Source organism: Serratia sp. P2ACOL2, assembly GCF_003691565.1.
Classification (GTDB): domain Bacteria; phylum Pseudomonadota; class Gammaproteobacteria; order Enterobacterales; family Enterobacteriaceae; genus Serratia; species Serratia liquefaciens.
This window is the reverse complement of sequence record NZ_CP033162.1, coordinates 5,512,300-5,527,925: the sequence shown is the minus strand read 5'-3', so window position 1 is coordinate 5,527,925 and position 15,626 is coordinate 5,512,300. Positions and strand designations below refer to the sequence as shown.

9 protein-coding genes are annotated in these 15,626 nt (G+C 57.3%); 3 read left to right on the top strand and 6 right to left on the bottom strand.

Annotated features, from left to right (window positions below):
* The first annotated feature begins 30 nt into the window (after positions 1 to 30).
* Together rhlB and ppx are read left to right on the top strand one after the other, a co-directional pair.
* The gene (gene rhlB, locus EBA31_RS26405) at positions 31 to 1,317 is read left to right on the top strand and encodes an ATP-dependent RNA helicase RhlB (RefSeq protein WP_020824747.1); all 1,287 of its coding nucleotides are present in this window, start codon (positions 31 to 33) and stop codon (positions 1,315 to 1,317) included.
* A gap of 6 nt (positions 1,318 to 1,323) precedes the next feature.
* Positions 1,324 to 2,820 (top strand): exopolyphosphatase, encoded by a 1,497-nt coding sequence (gene ppx, locus EBA31_RS26400; protein ID WP_020824746.1) that lies wholly within the window; start codon positions 1,324 to 1,326, stop codon positions 2,818 to 2,820.
* Positions 2,821 to 2,999: 179 nt separating this feature from the next.
* Here the strand turns inward: ppx and rep are convergent, their stop codons facing one another.
* On the bottom strand, positions 3,000 to 5,024 hold the full coding sequence (gene rep / locus EBA31_RS26395; RefSeq protein ID WP_122080548.1) for a DNA helicase Rep: 2,025 nt from the start codon (positions 5,022 to 5,024) through the stop codon (positions 3,000 to 3,002).
* Between the two features lie 109 nt (positions 5,025 to 5,133).
* Here rep and ppiC point away from each other — a divergent pair, with 109 nt between their 5' ends.
* Entirely contained in the window at positions 5,134 to 5,415 is a 282-nt protein-coding gene (gene ppiC, locus EBA31_RS26390; RefSeq protein ID WP_041415145.1) for a peptidylprolyl isomerase PpiC, read from the top strand.
* 27 nt (positions 5,416 to 5,442) lie between these two features.
* On the opposite strand, the gene EBA31_RS26385 is transcribed toward ppiC, so the two are convergent.
* The 5 genes from EBA31_RS26385 to bcsZ form a co-directional block, all read right to left on the bottom strand.
* Positions 5,443 to 6,936: a pitrilysin family protein gene (locus EBA31_RS26385; RefSeq protein WP_122080547.1), complete on the bottom strand. Its 1,494-nt coding sequence runs from the start codon at positions 6,934 to 6,936 to the stop codon at positions 5,443 to 5,445.
* Between the two features lie 279 nt (positions 6,937 to 7,215).
* Complete coding sequence (locus tag EBA31_RS26380) at positions 7,216 to 8,505, bottom strand: dicarboxylate/amino acid:cation symporter (protein ID WP_046374756.1); 1,290 nt, start codon at positions 8,503 to 8,505, stop codon at positions 7,216 to 7,218.
* A gap of 295 nt (positions 8,506 to 8,800) precedes the next feature.
* Complete coding sequence (gene hmsP / locus EBA31_RS26375; RefSeq protein ID WP_046374757.1) at positions 8,801 to 10,807, bottom strand: biofilm formation regulator HmsP; 2,007 nt, start codon at positions 10,805 to 10,807, stop codon at positions 8,801 to 8,803.
* A 247-nt stretch (positions 10,808 to 11,054) separates the two neighbouring features.
* Positions 11,055 to 14,528, bottom strand: coding sequence for a cellulose synthase complex outer membrane protein BcsC (gene bcsC / locus EBA31_RS26370; protein WP_122080546.1), 3,474 nt, complete (start codon positions 14,526 to 14,528; stop codon positions 11,055 to 11,057).
* Positions 14,510 to 15,622 (bottom strand): cellulose synthase complex periplasmic endoglucanase BcsZ, encoded by a 1,113-nt coding sequence (gene bcsZ / locus EBA31_RS26365; RefSeq protein WP_122080695.1) that lies wholly within the window; start codon positions 15,620 to 15,622, stop codon positions 14,510 to 14,512. Before bcsZ ends, bcsC begins: the two co-directional genes overlap by 19 nt.
* Positions 15,623 to 15,626 lie beyond the last annotated feature (4 nt).

Here is a 15,626-nt window from a genome sequence, read left to right as displayed (position 1 = left end):
AGCAATAGTTAGCTGATATTCTACCACACTATGAGCAAAACACACTTGACCGAACAGAAGTTTTCCGACTTCGCCCTGCACCCGTTAGTCCTTGAAGCCCTTGAAAAGAAAGGGTTTCAACATTGCACGCCTATCCAGGCGTTAGCATTGCCGCTCACGCTCTCCGGGCGTGACGTTGCAGGTCAGGCGCAAACCGGTACCGGAAAGACGCTGGCATTTTTAGCGTCTACTTTTCACTATTTGCTTTCTCACCCGGCGAAACAGGATCGCCAGACCAACCAGCCGCGCGCCTTGATCATGGCGCCAACGCGTGAACTGGCGGTACAGATCCACTCCGACGCGGAAGCCCTGTCCCAATCCACCGGCCTGAAACTTGGCCTGGCGTATGGCGGCGACGGCTACGACAAACAGCTGAAAGTGCTGGAAAGCGGCGTGGATATCCTGGTCGGTACTACCGGTCGTTTGATCGATTACGCCAAACAGAACTATATCGATCTGGGCGCAATTCAGGTCGTGGTACTGGATGAAGCCGACCGTATGTACGATCTGGGCTTTATCAAAGACATTCGCTGGTTGTTCCGCCGCATGCCTGCGGTCGATCAACGCCTGAACATGCTGTTCTCTGCCACCCTGTCCTATCGCGTACGCGAACTGGCTTTCGAGCAGATGAACAACGCTGAATATGTCGAAGTGGAACCGGAACAAAAAACCGGCCACCGCATTAAAGAAGAGCTGTTCTACCCTTCTAACGAAGAAAAGATGCGTCTGCTGCAGACGTTGATCGAAGAAGAGTGGCCAGACCGCTGCATCATCTTCGCCAACACCAAGCACCGCTGTGAAGACGTCTGGGGCCACCTGGCCGCCGATGGTCACCGCGTAGGCCTGTTGACCGGCGATGTGGCGCAGAAAAAACGCCTGCGCATTCTCGACGATTTCACCAAGGGCAACCTGGATATTCTGGTCGCCACCGACGTCGCCGCTCGCGGTCTGCACATCCCGTTGGTGACGCACGTATTCAACTACGACTTGCCTGACGACTGCGAAGACTACGTCCACCGTATCGGTCGTACCGGCCGTGCTGGCGAAAGTGGCCATTCCATCAGCCTGGCCTGCGAAGAGTACGCGCTCAACCTGCCGGCGATCGAAACCTATACCGGCCACAGCATTCCGGTGAGCAAGTACAACAGCGATGCGTTACTGACTGACCTGCCTGCGCCGAAACGCCTGGCTCGCCCACGCGGCGGCAACGGTCCACGTCGTAACTCAGCGCCACGTCGTGGCGGTGCGCCGCGCAACAACCGTAAACGTTCAGGCTGATAGACAATGCTCAGTTCCAGCGCACTTTATGCCGCTATCGATCTCGGCTCCAACAGCTTCCACATGTTGGTGGTGCGCGAGGTGGCCGGCAGTATTCAGACCCTGGCGCGCATCAAGCGCAAAGTGCGTCTGGCGGCCGGACTGGATCAGAACAACCTTCTGTCGCATGAGGCCATGCAACGCGGATGGCAATGCCTGAAGCTGTTCGCCGAACGCCTGCAGGACATCCCTCGCGAGCAAATTCGCGTGGTCGCCACGGCCACGCTGCGGCTGGCCTCCAATGCCGATGAATTCCTGCAGACCGCCGAGCAGATTCTCGGATGCCCGATCCAGGTGATCAGCGGCGAGGAAGAAGCGCGCCTGATTTACCACGGTGTAGCCCATACCACCGGCGGTCCGGACCAACGTTTGGTGGTCGATATCGGCGGCGGCAGCACAGAGCTGGTCACGGGGACCGGTGCGCAGGCCGCTCAGTTGTATAGCCTGTCGATGGGCTGTGTCACCTGGCTGGAGCGGTTCTTCACCGATCGTAATCTGGGGCAGGAAAACTTCGAGCGGGCCGAACAGGCTGCGCGTGAAATGGTGCGCCCGATAGCACCGCAGCTGCGTCAGCACGGCTGGCAAATCTGCGTCGGCGCTTCCGGCACCGTCCAGGCGCTGCAGGAAATCATGGTGGCGCAGGGCATGGATGAACGCATCACCCTGTCCAAACTGCGCCAATTGAAACAGCGCGCCATTCAGTGCGGCAAGCTGGAAGAGCTGGAAATTGAAGGGCTAACGCTGGAGCGCGCCTTGGTATTCCCAAGCGGGCTGTCCATTCTGCTGGCGATCTTCCAGGAGTTGGGCATTGAAAGCATGATGTTGGCCGGCGGTGCGCTACGCGAAGGTCTGGTTTACGGCATGCTGCATTTGCCGGTCGAACAGGATATCCGCAGCCGCACCATTCGCAACCTGCAACGGCGTTATCTGTTGGATACCGAGCAGGCCGAGCGCGTCAGCCAACTGGCCGCCAATTTCTCGCAGCAGGTGAGCAATGAATGGCAGTTGGACGCTCGATGTCGCGAGTTATTGCACAGCGCCTGTCTGATCCACGAAATCGGCCTCAGCGTTGATTTCAAGCAGGCGCCGCAACACGCCGCCTACCTGATTCGCCATCTGGATTTACCCGGTTTCACTCCGGCACAGAAAAAACTGTTAGCCACCCTGCTACAAAACCAGAGCAACACCCTCGACTTGCCACTGCTGAGCCAGCAAAACGCCCTGCCGCCACGTACGGCGCAACGTTTATGCCGGATTTTACGCCTGGCGATCATCTTTGCCAGCCGTCGCCGCGACGACACGCTGCCTGCGGTGCGTCTGCGCGCCAATCATGATGACGAGCTGACGGTGATCCTGCCGCCTGGTTGGCTGGAGCAGCACCCGCTACGGGCAGAAGCGCTGGAGCAGGAAAGCCATTGGCAAAGTTACGTTCACTGGCCGCTGATACTGGAAGAGCAACGTTAAAATGACAAGGGCGCTAACCGCGCCCTTAGTCTGATGACAAACACCCGAAAACGTGGTTTTCGGATGTTTGGGGGTAAATCAGAAGACATAATCCTTTGTTTTTATTAGCCCCAAGGTCAGGACGTTTAACTGCAAAGGACTTTGTCAGCCATCTGAGGGCGCTAACCGCGCCCTTTCTTCTAGTTGCCGCCCTTGGCCTTGGCCAACTGAGCACGAATATTGGCCAGATGGCTCTGCCCTTTTTGCATCCTTTCCTGCGGACTGACCACTTTGCGCTCACTTTCCCACGCCAGGTCATCCTGCGGCAGTTCCAACAAGAAACGGCTCGGCTCCGGGCGAACCAACTCGCCATATTGACGACGCTCGCGGCACAGAGTGAAAATCAGCTCCTTTTGGGCGCGAGTGATGCCTACGTAGGCCAGGCGTCGCTCTTCATCAACGTTATCTTCGTCAATGCTGCTCTGATGCGGCAATAACCCTTCCTCCATCCCCACCAGAAACACATAGGGGAACTCCAATCCTTTGGAGGCATGCAGCGTCATCAGTTGCACCTGATCCAGCTCTTCATCGCTTTCACCGCGTTCCATCATGTCGCGCAGGGTAAAGCGCGTCACCACCTGGGTCAGCGTCATCGGCTCATCCAGCTCGCTGCCTTCCAGCATTTCCGTCATCCAGCCGAACAGCGTATTGACGTTTTTCATGCGCATTTCGGCGGCTTTCGGGCTGGGAGAGGTTTCGAACAGCCAGCTCTCGTAATCTACACCGTGGATCAGGTCACGCACCGCAGCCACCGGCTCGCGCTCCGCCAGTTGGGCGATGCCGTCCAGCCAGTGAGTGAAGCGTTGCAAAGCCTCAAGCCCGCGTCCGGTCAGGTGCTGGCTCAATCCAAGATCAAAACTGGCACGGAACAGGCTTTTATTGCGTCGGTTTGCCCATTCACCCAGCTTTTGCAACGTCGCCGGGCCAATCTCGCGTTTTGGCGTATTGACGATACGCAGGAAGGCGCTGTCATCATCCTGATTGGTCAGGACGCGCAAGTAGGCCAGCAGGTCCTTGATTTCCGGCCGCGAGAAAAACGAGGTGCCGCCGGAGATCTTGTAGGGAATGCGGTTCTGCATCAGCATTTTTTCAAACAGCCGCGACTGATGGTTGCCACGGTAGAGGATCGCATAATCGCCGTAGTTGGTTTTCTTCACGAAATGGTGAGCTATCAGTTCACCCACTACGCGCTCGGCCTCGTGATCCTCATTATTGGCGGTCACCACCTTCAGTTCCTCGCCGTAACCCAGTTCGGAAAACAGCCGTTTTTCAAACACGTGCGGGTTATTGGCGATCAGAATGTTCGCCGCCTTCAGAATTCGCTCGCTCGAACGGTAGTTCTGCTCCAGCTTGATCACCTGCAGCGCCGGGAAGTCTTCCTTCAACAGCACCAGGTTTTGCGGGCGCGCACCGCGCCAGGAGTAGATTGACTGATCGTCATCCCCCACCACGGTGAAACGCGCACGGTTACCCACCAACAGTTTTACCAGCTCGTATTGGCTGGTGTTGGTGTCCTGATATTCGTCCACCAACAGGTAGCGGATTCGGTTCTGCCAACGCTCGCGCACCTCTTCATTGCGCTGCAACAGCAGGGTCGGTAACAGAATTAAATCGTCGAAATCCAATACGTTACAGGCACGCATATGCGCGTGATACAGACCGTAGCAATGCGCGAACAGCTTGTCGCGTTCAGAGCGCGCCAGCTCCATCGCCTTCTTGGGATCGACCAGATCATTCTTCCAATTGGAGATGGTGGAAATCAGCTGCGCCACCAGCGTCTTGTCATTCTCCAGCCATTTTTCGGTCAGCTCTTTCAGCAGCGCCAACTGGTCCTGATCGTCGAACAGCGAGAAGTTGGATTTCATCTCCAGCGCGGCATATTCCCGCTTGATGATTTCCAGCCCCAGGGTGTGGAACGTAGAAATCATCAAACCGCGCGCCTCTTTGCGCCCCATGGTTTGCGCCACACGTTCTTTCATCTCACGCGCGGCCTTATTGGTAAAGGTCACGGCGGCGATGTGTCGCGCCTGATAGCCACAATTATGGATCAGGTGAGCAATCTTGTTGGTGATGACGCGCGTCTTGCCGGAACCTGCACCGGCCAGCACCAGGCAGGGCCCGGTAACGAATTCGACGGCTTGTTGTTGGCTGGGGTTTAATCGCATGGCGCTTTATTGCTCGACTTTATAACGTGGAAGGGGATTGTAGCAGAAAGCGCCGATGAGATTTAACGGGTATAATCAGCGCAATTTCTGTATCGATAAAGGCAATACCATGGCAAAGACGGCGTGCGCCCTGCACATTCTGGTAGATAACGAAAAACTGGCCGAAGAACTGCTGGCCAAGCTTAAACGCGGTGTCAGTTTTGACACGCTGGCGCGCAAATACTCAACTTGCCCGTCAAAGCGCAACGGCGGCTCACTGGGCGAATTCAACAAGGGCACCATGGTGGCGGCCTTCGATAAAGCGGTGTTCAGCATTCCGCTGCTGAAGCCCTACGGCCCGGTGAAAACCCAGTTCGGCTACCACATCATCAAGGTGCTGTACCGCAACTGAGTGAGGGGGCAAACGCCCCCTCAGCCGTTATTGTGCGCTGGTTTCCGGTGCCGGTGCGGTATCGGCCGGTTTGACCTCCTCCGACACCACGGCCGGAGCCGGAGACATAATGCCGTTATAGGTTTCCTGTAACTGCTTCATGCTCATTTCCGGTTCGCCCTTCGGCTGCATCAACACCAGCGTCGCATCCTGAGAAAGCTGAAGTTTCAGCTCCTGATTCAGCGCTTCCAACGTCAATCCGTTCAAGAACTCCTGGCGCAGTTTCTGATACTGCTCCGGTGCGATATCTACGACGCCGCTCTGCTGTGAACGCAGGCGTTGGCTCATCAGCACGTCCGTATCGGTGCGGGCATAGGTTGCGAACAACTTGCTCAACTGATCGGTTTTCTGCGCCAGCAGGGCGTTAAACTCATCCTGCGACAGCCCGTTGTTACGCACATTAGCCAATTCGCGAGCGATAAAGCCCAGGCTGTTGTTCAGGTTGTTATTCGGCGTGTCGAGATGAATTGCGCACTGGGCACGCTGGTATTGCACGCGGCAATCAAAGCCCAGATGCAGGTTTTTCTGGTCACTCTTTTCCAGCACCTGCTGGAGATGCCAGAACAGCGCCTCGCGGGCCAAATCACCACGCCAGTAGCGGCTCAAATTCTGCGAATCGCGGATCGGGTGCCATGGCGCATCCCACATGATCGACAGCGTATCCTGCTTGACCTGCTCGCTGATCAGGCTGACCGGCTGCGGTGGCAGCGGCGTCAGCGTCGGCATGGTGGCCGGCGTTTCACGCTTGCCTTTCAGCGGCGAGAAGGCCTTGTTGATTTGTTCGCCCAGGCTGCGGCTGTCTACCTTGCCCACCACGTACAGCGTCATGGCGTCCGGGGTATACCATTGCTGGTAGAATTTTTTCAGTTGATCGACATTCACCGGTCGCTTCGGTGGCTGGGCCGGATCGTGCGCCAACAGCGTCGAGCCTTTCAGGCGGTATCGCCACCAGGCATCTTTCGGGTTCGGCGGGAAAGTGCCCACCGGATCGACATTGGAGTTTATTACCGCATGCACGGTATGCTCGTCGATCGCCAGTTTGCCGGTGGTGTCGGAAAGCCACGCCAGCGCTTCTTTCAGCAAGTCTGGGCGGTTATTCGGCAAGCTGAGATTATACATGGTGAAATCGTAAGAACTGATGGCCGGCGGCAAAGGCCGCTCAGGATCCACGCTCTGCTGCCACAGCGAACGCAACTGCGGTGGCGTAAAGCTTTCGCTGCGCGCTAAAGACAGGCGCGGCAGCAGATGGGCAAAGCCGATCTGCTGTGAGGACTCGACCAGCGAGCCGGTATTAACCATTAACCGCAGCTCTACACGGTCGCTCGGCCGCTGCGGTGTATCCAGTATCTGCCATGAAAACCCGTTGGCCAGTGCCCCCTGCTGCCAGGCAGGATCGGGTTGCAGTGCTTCGGCCTGCACGCTGCTGTTGGCTGCAGCCAACAGCAGCCCACCTACGATGAGATGAATTCTGGTGCCCTGCATGTGAACCCCTACTTAATGACTATCCAATTTCTTTATGCAAATGCGGATATTCCATTCGCCGGAATATTAGGCCATAACGCACAGCCTATAAAAACGCCCTGAGTTTCACGGTGGGGCGGAAAGCAGAAAGTGTACCATCGAGTTAGACCGCGCGCCTTTGCGGATGTCACTCATTAGGGTGAAAAATAATGGATAACCGGTTTTTAAATGCAAGAAATCATTACGCGGGGGGATAAAACGTCACCGGCTGCGGCTGCAACCGGTGATTTGAGGATTAAATCAGGCTGAAGGCAGCGTTTTGTCGGCACCTGCACCCGGCCTGTTGGACAGGGTGTCTTGCAGCTGTTTTTCGTCCAGCTGTTTACACCATTTAGCCACTACCACCGTAGCCACACCGTTACCGACCAGGTTGGTCAGGGCGCGGGCTTCAGACATGAAGCGGTCAATGCCCAGAATCAGCGCCAGACCGGCCAGCGGCAGGTGGCCCACGGCAGAAATGGTCGCCGCCAGCACGATAAAGCCGCTGCCGGTCACGCCCGCAGCCCCTTTCGAAGACAGCAACAGCACCACCAGCAGCGTCACCTGATGCACGATATCCATATGGGTGTTGGTCGCCTGCGCGATAAACACCGCCGCCATGGTCAGGTAAATCGATGTGCCGTCCAGGTTAAAAGAGTAGCCGGTAGGAATAACCAGGCCCACCACCGATTTCTTACAACCCAGCTTCTCCATTTTGTCGAGCATACGCGGCAGCACCGACTCGGAAGAAGAGGTCCCGAGCACGATCAACAGCTCTTCTTTTATATAGCGAACGAATTTGAAAATGCTGAAGCCGTTGGCACGAGCAATGGAGCCCAGCACCACCACCACGAACAGAACGCAGGTGATATAGAAGCAGGCAATCAACTGGCCAAGCTGCAGCAGCGTGCCCACGCCATATTTACCGATGGTGAATGCCATCGCCCCGAAGGCCCCCAGCGGCGCCAGACGCATAATCATATTGATAATGCCGAAAATCACGCGGGAGAAACTGTCGATCACGTTGAAGATTAACTGGCCTTTCTCACCCAGTCGGTGCAGGGCGAAGCCGAACAGCACGGCAAACAGCAACACCTGCAAGATGTTACCGCTGGCGAAGGCGCCGATGACGCTACCCGGAATGATATCCAGCAAGAATGGAATGATGCCCTGCTGCTGAGCCTGCTCGGCGTAGACCGCCACCGCTTTGGCATCCAGCGTACCCGGATCGATGTTCATCCCGGCACCCGGCTGTACCAGGTTGACAATCAGCAAACCGATCAGCAGCGCAATGGTACTGACGATTTCAAAATAAAGCAGTGCGATCGCACCGGTACGGCCAACGGCCTTCATGCTTTCCATGCCCGCGATGCCGGTCACCACGGTACAGAAGATCACCGGAGCGATGATCATTTTAATCAGCTTAACGAATCCGTCGCCCAGAGGTTTCATCTGTGCGCCAATGTCAGGATAGAAATGCCCAAGCAGGACACCCAGCGTAATCGCCGTCAGCACCTGAAAATAGAGGCTTTTAAAGATAGTGAGTTTCATATGGACATCCTTTGGGGGAAGACACGCACCAGGCGGTGTTATGGTTATCTCGCCTGTTCATCGCTTGCGCGGAAAATAACACCCGCCTAACAACATGGAAATAATTTGTTGCACCAATAGATACATGTTGATACGAATTTAAGAGCTGAAACGCGCAAGCCCGAATGCAAGGCTGTAAAGGATGTAACCCTTTCTTTGCACTAACGCAAAAGGGGTAGATAAAGCGGGGTATTTCAAGCCAGAAGGCCAGCGGGCAACGTGGATGCCGCCCGCCGCAAAAGGCTCAAGAGGGAAATCAGGCTGGCGGCGGGCAGAACTCGGCTTCAAATTCGCTGCGCGGCAACGGGCGGGCAAACAAAAACCCCTGACCGCTATGAATACCGTGCTGCAGCAGCCAGTCGCGTTGTTCGGCATTCTCGACGCCTTCGGCCATCACCGGCAGCGCCAGCACCTCGGAAATCGAACTGACGATGCGCACCATCGCGTCGTCCATCGGCAGTCCCTGAATAAAGCTCTTGTCGATTTTAATCAAATCTATCGGCAGGCATTTCAATCGATTGAGGTAATTGAGGCTGGAATAGCCCATGCCGAAATCGTCCAACGCGATGGAAAGCCCCAGATCGTGCAGTTCCCGCAGCAGCGCCAGCGCACGATCGAGGTCGTCAATGCGCACCGTTTCGGTAATTTCCAGCAGCAGCTTGCGCGGGTCAATTCGATGCTGGGCCAGCAGGCTTTTCAGATGCGGGACAAAATTCTCATGCTGCATCTGGATTGGCGACACGTTTACCGCCAGCGGCAGGGTGATCCCCCGAGTCTGCCAATCCGCCAGGATGCGGCAAGCCTCTTCCAGTACCCAGTTACCCAGCGGCACAATCACCCCGAGCTCTTCAGCCAATGGAATGACGTCTGCCGGCAAGGTAAAGCTGCCGTCGTACTGCTGCCAACGAAGTAATGCCTCCGCGCCGATCACCGCGTTGGACTGCATATCTATCTGCGGCTGCAGGAACAGGGTGAAACGACGCTGATCAATGGCATGCAAGATCTCACTTTCCTGCGTCAGACGCTTTTGGGTGCGTTCCGTCAGGCTCGGTTCGAAGAACAACACCTGATTTTTGCCTTCGCGATGCGCCGACATCATCGCCGAGGTGGCGCTACGCAACAGCTGCTCCGCGCTCTCCCCTGCGTTCAGGTAATGGGCAATACCGATACTGGCGCTGGGCCGCAGCGGCATTTCCTGCAGGCTCAGCGGCGCATTGATCTGCGCCATGATGCGGCGGGCCAACTGCATGGCGTGGAACGGCCGTTCAACGCCTTTAGCCAGAATGGCGAATTCGGTATTGCTTAACTGCGCCAGCACGCCGTTTTCATCAATGCATTCACGTAATTTCTTCGCCAGCGTCAACAACAGCGCTTCACGCATCGTCGGATTAAGTACGCCAGAGGCCTCGTGCAACGTTTCAATGCCGATTACCAGCAGATTGAAACGCTCGGGCCGCAGGCTGGAAGCAATGTGTTGTTCCAGCAGCGCGGTGAACAGCGCCTGATTTGGCAACTCAGTGACCGGATGGCGAGTGCTCATGCGACTCAGTTCAGCATAGGCTTTGGCCAGCCGCTGCTGATTGCGGTTGTAGTTACGCACCAGCAAGCCCAACTCATCGTCCTGGTGCAGCGCCGGCAACATCAGTTGATGATAAGGCGCTTCTTCCTGGGAAATGTTTTCCAGCTCTTTGGCCATCGCGCGTAGCGGATGCACCATCAGCCGGTTCATACACCAGCTAATGGCGACCGACAAAATCAAGGCCAGCAGCAAATAGGTCGACAACATGGTCGACAGCATGCTGAGAATAAATTGATACATGCGGAACGAATCGGCCTGCAACACCAGATAAGCCAATGGCTGCGGGTTGGCCGGCACGCGTTCCAGCGAATAGAGAGGAACGGAAATCTGGATCGGCAACTCGAACAGGCGGGCGATCATTGTCGGTACCGGACGTTCCGGCGGGAAGTTGGCGTGCAGTGCCTGAAATTCGTTCGGCAGCACGATATCCGCGCGCGTCAGGATCCCTACCGGCAACAGCGTATTCAGCACCTTCTTCGTTTCCGGCACGTCCATGCGCAGCACGGCTTCCGCCAGCGGCTGGCGTACCGAATGAGCGATATTTTCCAGTTGCTGGGCATAGTCATCCCTGCGCTGCTGCACAAAATGGAATAACTGGATCACGATAAAGATACAGATCGTCACCAGCGCCACACCGGACACCGTTGCCATCTGTTTAATCGTTAATGAGCGCCTGACCCGCAAACCTGCTCTCCGCTAATTCGGGCTGAAATAAAAAAGGGATGAATAATACCCATCCCTTGAACCGGTCTGAGTATACTCGATTGTTGACTGTTTTTATCTCTTCATGCCCAGGGCAAAACCAAGAAAAACGAGGGTTTCAGTCTTTTCCTAATGAAAGGCTGCGCGCCACAGCCAATTGTGGGACACAGCCTGTACACAGGGTAGCAAAACTCCTCTGTGCCGACACTCCGAATCTCCCTCAGCGGGGTTACTTGAAGTCGGCGTACGGCGTCAGCGGTTGCGGCGGTAAATCCAGGTCCCCCTGCCAACCGGCCAGCGAATAGCGCAGATAAATCAAAGCGTGGCTCGGGGTATAGTCTTTTGCCTGCTGGATGTCGATGCCGGCACCGAGTGTCCAGTGCGAACTGAGACGCCGTTCGACAATCGCCCGCAGGGTATAGCCGACGCCGGAAGAAGAGCTGCCATCCTCGACGGCAAACTTGTCCGGCAGCGAATCCGGGATCAGCCCCTGCAGCGGGTAACGCCGCTGGCTGTTGGTTTTCGAGTGGGACAACGACACCGAACCCCCCAGCTCCCAGGACCAATTATCAGTACGCTGGCGATAGTTTACCGGTATCGCCAGCGACATATATTGCTGCGGGCTGTAATAGCCCCCCTGACCGAGAGAATAACCGCTCAAATCCTTCTGGTAGTGCCACAGCATGGTGTTCAGCCCGACGGTGACGCGGCGATTATCTTCGTTGATCAACTTATAGTAATAGCCGGCCATAAAGCGCTCACGCTGATTGTCTTCAACGTTTTTGCCGGTTAACTGATGTGCGCTGAGGTCGGCCCAGACACCGTGCGCTTCGCCGCGGTCGTAACTGGCGCTAAGGCTGACCCCAGTCGCGCGCACGCCGCCCCAGGTGGTACCGGTATTTGGGTCTTTGGTGCCGCCGAACGCCAGCAATGAGCTGGAAATGGGACGGCGCGAGGCCGCCAACGTCCAACCAATGTGGTTCCAGTCATTGCTGTAGGCCAGTCCACCGACCCAGTCAACCACCTCAAAGCCCATTGGTGTGGTGCCGATATCCCCCGCCCAGCGATCGTTTTTCCATCCCACGGCCACGCTGGTGCCGGTGGTTTTCTGACGCTCATCGCCGCTGCACCCCTGAGTATTGCAGGTACCGAAGGTTTCGTAATATTTGCCGCTGCCGTCGGTGGAGAAGCTGCCGGCATCCAACTGTACGGTATCGGAACGGAAAAACGCCCGCCCGTCATACCACGGCATATCGACCTGTAACATGGTGTCATGCGCTTTGTAATCGGAGATGCCACCCGTGCCGCTGGAGCTCCAATAATCATGGTCGAGGGTGACATTCACGTCTTGCTGGCGATACAGATCCGCCGCGTCCGAACGAATGCCCCGTTTAAGCCAGTCATCTGTCGGATTGTTGCGCGTCAGGTAGGTGTAACTGTCGTTATCCTGCGGCACACTCGGGGCAATACCGCTGGCGACCATCGCCTGTTTATAATCCTGCTGGGCCAGCACCGGCTGCTGTTGATCACGTTCGAGCCGTGCCGCGTCGCGGTAAATCAGCGCCTTCGCCTGGCTGGGTGGCGCTAGCTGCGCCGTCGTTTTCAGCCGGGTAAAAATCTCGGTCGCTTTTTGCGGCTCGCCAACGGCATACCAGGCGTTAGCCACCCGCCGCCCGCTGTTGTCTGATTCGCTCGGGTCCGGCGCGGCGGTTTGCAGCCGCTGGCGTGCTTCACTCAGCTTGCCCTGCGCTACATAGGCTTCTATTTCACCCAACCTGGCATCCGGGTTGTTCGGCTCACGCGTCCGTACGCGCTGATAGTCAGCCAGTGCGGCGTCATATTCACCGCGCGCCAGCGCCCAGTCGGCCAACTGGAGATCAATGCGGGTATCCGCCGGCTGGCGGCGCAGATAAGCCACCGCCCCCGGCTCATCGCCCGCAGTACGTAACCGATCGGCATGTTCCAGCGTCGCCTGCATCTTCAAGCGCTGCGCCAGTTCACGCATATTGTCGTTCCACTGCGCGGCGGGCAGGGTATTCAACTGTGCCAACGCCTGGGTATCACGATCGCTGCCGGAGAGATACAGCGCATAGGCGTATGCCAACTGCGGATTCGCACGCTGTTTTTGCGCCAGTCGACTGAACAGAGCATCTGCCTGTTCCGGCTGCCCAGCCTGACGTAGCGTCTGCGCATAGTGGTAAGTCAGCCAGACGTCATCAGGATCCATCTGCTGGGCACGACGGTATTTCTCCGCCGCCTGATGCCACTGCTTTTGCTGTACGAGCTGGTCGGCCTGCTGCTTGAGCATATCGAGCTGCAAACCCTCCAGCGTGCTGCGCAGCTTGTTTTGCTGGCCGCGTGGCAGGCTGTTGAGATAGGCCAGCGCCTTTTCCGGCGACTGGCGCTGATAAATATTCACCAGACCGCGTACCGCGCTGCCGCTGCCGGGATCCAACCGCAGCGCCTGCTGGTAGAAACGTTCGGCGGCAGCATCATCTTTACGCGCCACCGCAACGTCGCCCAAGCCAATTACCGCGCTGCTGTCACCGTTGTCTATCTGTCGCGCCTGTTGGTATTTTTGCTGTGCCAGCGCCAAGTTGCCGGCTTTCAGCGCCTTGTCACCTTCATCCACCGCCAGCCAGTAACTGTTGCTCTTGATCAGGCTCTGCCATTTACTGCTGCCGTAACCGCTTTTATCGGCCTGCAGGGCCTGACGAAACAGGCTCAGCGCCTGTGGACGATTACCGACGCGGGAATAGGCTTGCCCAAGCGCGCCCAGCACGTCGGCGTCATTGGGTGAAGCCGCCAATGCTTTTTTCAACTCTGGAATGGCGGCACGACTGCCGCCCTTGTCCACCTGCGCCAGCCCGCGCACCCGCGCCTGGTAGGCAGGATCCGACAGCAGCGCCTGCTGCCGGGCCAGTTCTTGTCGGGCGCTGACCGCCTGATCGCCGGTTTCAAAAACGCCAAGAAAACGGTTAAGGGCCGCAACGCTCTGCGGACTGACCGGCATCGCTTTGACTTTCTCCAGCCACAGATCGGCGGCATCTCCGCGTCCGGCAGGATCGGCAGCCACTTTCTGCAAAAGATCATAGGCCTGCGCGTCGCGGTCCTGGCTAAATAGCATCCGCGCCAGCGACATGCGCAGCGGCACGTTGCCGGAATATTGCTGATCCAGCGTCTGCAACTGTTTCAGCGCCGCGGCTTCCTGCCCCGGCAATCGCGCGACCAACCGCCAGTATTCCACCGCCAACTCCAACGTCGGCGGATCGCCGTGGAACAGCTCGTCATACTGCGCTTTCGCCTCCGGCAAACGCCCGGCGGTCGCCATCAGCCGCGCCTGCTGCAGCTTTTGGCGGGTTTCCGGCTGGGTAAGCAGCATGTTCATTTCCGCCTGCCGATAGCTAGTTGACTGCGGCGCAATCTTTTTCAACTTATCCAACTGCTGCTGTGCCAATGCCAAATTGCCCTGTCGCAATGCCAAACGCATACGCGCGGAAATCACCTCCGGGTTATTCGGATCCATCAGTTCAAGCCGGTAGAGCGACTGGCGAACCAACTCATCTTTGTTGCCGGCCTCTCCAACCCGCACCTGCTCCAGCAGCCATTGTTCCGGCGCAACGGTTTCTGCTCCCTGCGCCTGTGGCAGCATCGCCAGGCTTAAAGGCACCAGGCCCAGCCAGTTTATTCGGAAGTTACGCATTGGCCGCCCCAGGAGGGTTGAAGTTCACCCTGCCGATTAAAACGATAACGTTGTTGATCCCATCCCTGACCAAACAGCGCCAACGAGGCGCTGAAATAGGCCCGATCGCCAGGCGGGTTTTGTTTGATACGTTGGCGCTGCACCTGCAAGGCCTCTGGCTCGTGCGCCAACATCGGCAACATCGACGCCGAGAAACCCACCGGACCATCGCCGTGGGTTTTACCGCTGGCAGTGTCGATTTTCTCCGGCGGCACGCCTTGCTGGGCCGTTAGCTGCGCCATAGGTTGCAGTTGCTTGAGCAACGCCGCCTTATGTTCATCGTCGTCCGCCAGCATGCCGGCCCACAAATAAACCCGGATGGCGTCATAACTGCCGATATTCGGTTTGACGGTATCCGGCTGCCAGCCTTTGCCGACCTGCCACACCACCCAGTCCGGCGAAAAGCCGTGCGGTGCGGTTTCCAACCACAACCGCTGGTTGGTTTGCTGCATCTTCCGCCATGGGCCATTCAGCACGGCAAAACGTGCCAGCAGTTGCGGGGGTAAATAGCTCGGATTGAGGCGCCAGCGATCTTCCGCCACAAAGCCGACTTTGCCCGGTAACAGCATCAACCCCAGCCCCGGGATATCCGCCACTTCTTCACGAGCGATACGTTGCAACAACAGGGTGCCAAGGGTTTGATAACGGCGGCTTTTCCACAACCGACCGGCTTCCAGCAAATTGTAGGCAATCCACAGGTCGGCATCGGATGCCGAATTGCTGTCCAGCACCGTCCACTGTTTTTGTTCGTTTTCGCCCCACAACCAGGCGGGCAAATGTGCACTGAGGTCGCCCGCGGCCAGATTGTTTTCCGTCCATGTCAGCAATTGATCGAAAGCAGGCCGATCGTTTGCCACCAGCGCGAAGAACAGTCCGTAACTCTGGCCTTCCGAGGTGGTGATTCGGTTAGGACTGCTCGGATCGATCACTCGCCCCTGCTCACTGATATAAAACTGTTTGTACTGTTGCCAGGCCGGCCATTCACAGGCTGCAGCCGCGCTGAATGCGCACAGCAGCAGCATGCCGATGGTCAGACGCTTCAACCTCGCAGGCATGGCA

Excerpts from the sequence above, each read along its gene's own strand:
- rhlB (WP_020824747.1), top strand. The coding sequence starts at position 31 with ATGAGCAAAACACACTTGACCGAACAGAAGTTTTCCGACTTCGCCCTG.
- ppx (WP_020824746.1), top strand. The coding sequence starts at position 1,324 with ATGCTCAGTTCCAGCGCACTTTATGCCGCTATCGATCTCGGCTCCAAC.
- rep (WP_122080548.1), bottom strand. The coding sequence starts at position 5,024 with ATGCGATTAAACCCCAGCCAACAACAAGCCGTCGAATTCGTTACCGGG.
- ppiC (WP_041415145.1), top strand. The coding sequence starts at position 5,134 with ATGGCAAAGACGGCGTGCGCCCTGCACATTCTGGTAGATAACGAAAAA.
- EBA31_RS26385 (WP_122080547.1), bottom strand. The coding sequence starts at position 6,936 with ATGCAGGGCACCAGAATTCATCTCATCGTAGGTGGGCTGCTGTTGGCT.
- EBA31_RS26380 (WP_046374756.1), bottom strand. The coding sequence starts at position 8,505 with ATGAAACTCACTATCTTTAAAAGCCTCTATTTTCAGGTGCTGACGGCG.
- bcsC (WP_122080546.1), bottom strand. The coding sequence starts at position 14,528 with ATGCGTAACTTCCGAATAAACTGGCTGGGCCTGGTGCCTTTAAGCCTG.
- bcsZ (WP_122080695.1), bottom strand. The coding sequence starts at position 15,622 with ATGCCTGCGAGGTTGAAGCGTCTGACCATCGGCATGCTGCTGCTGTGC.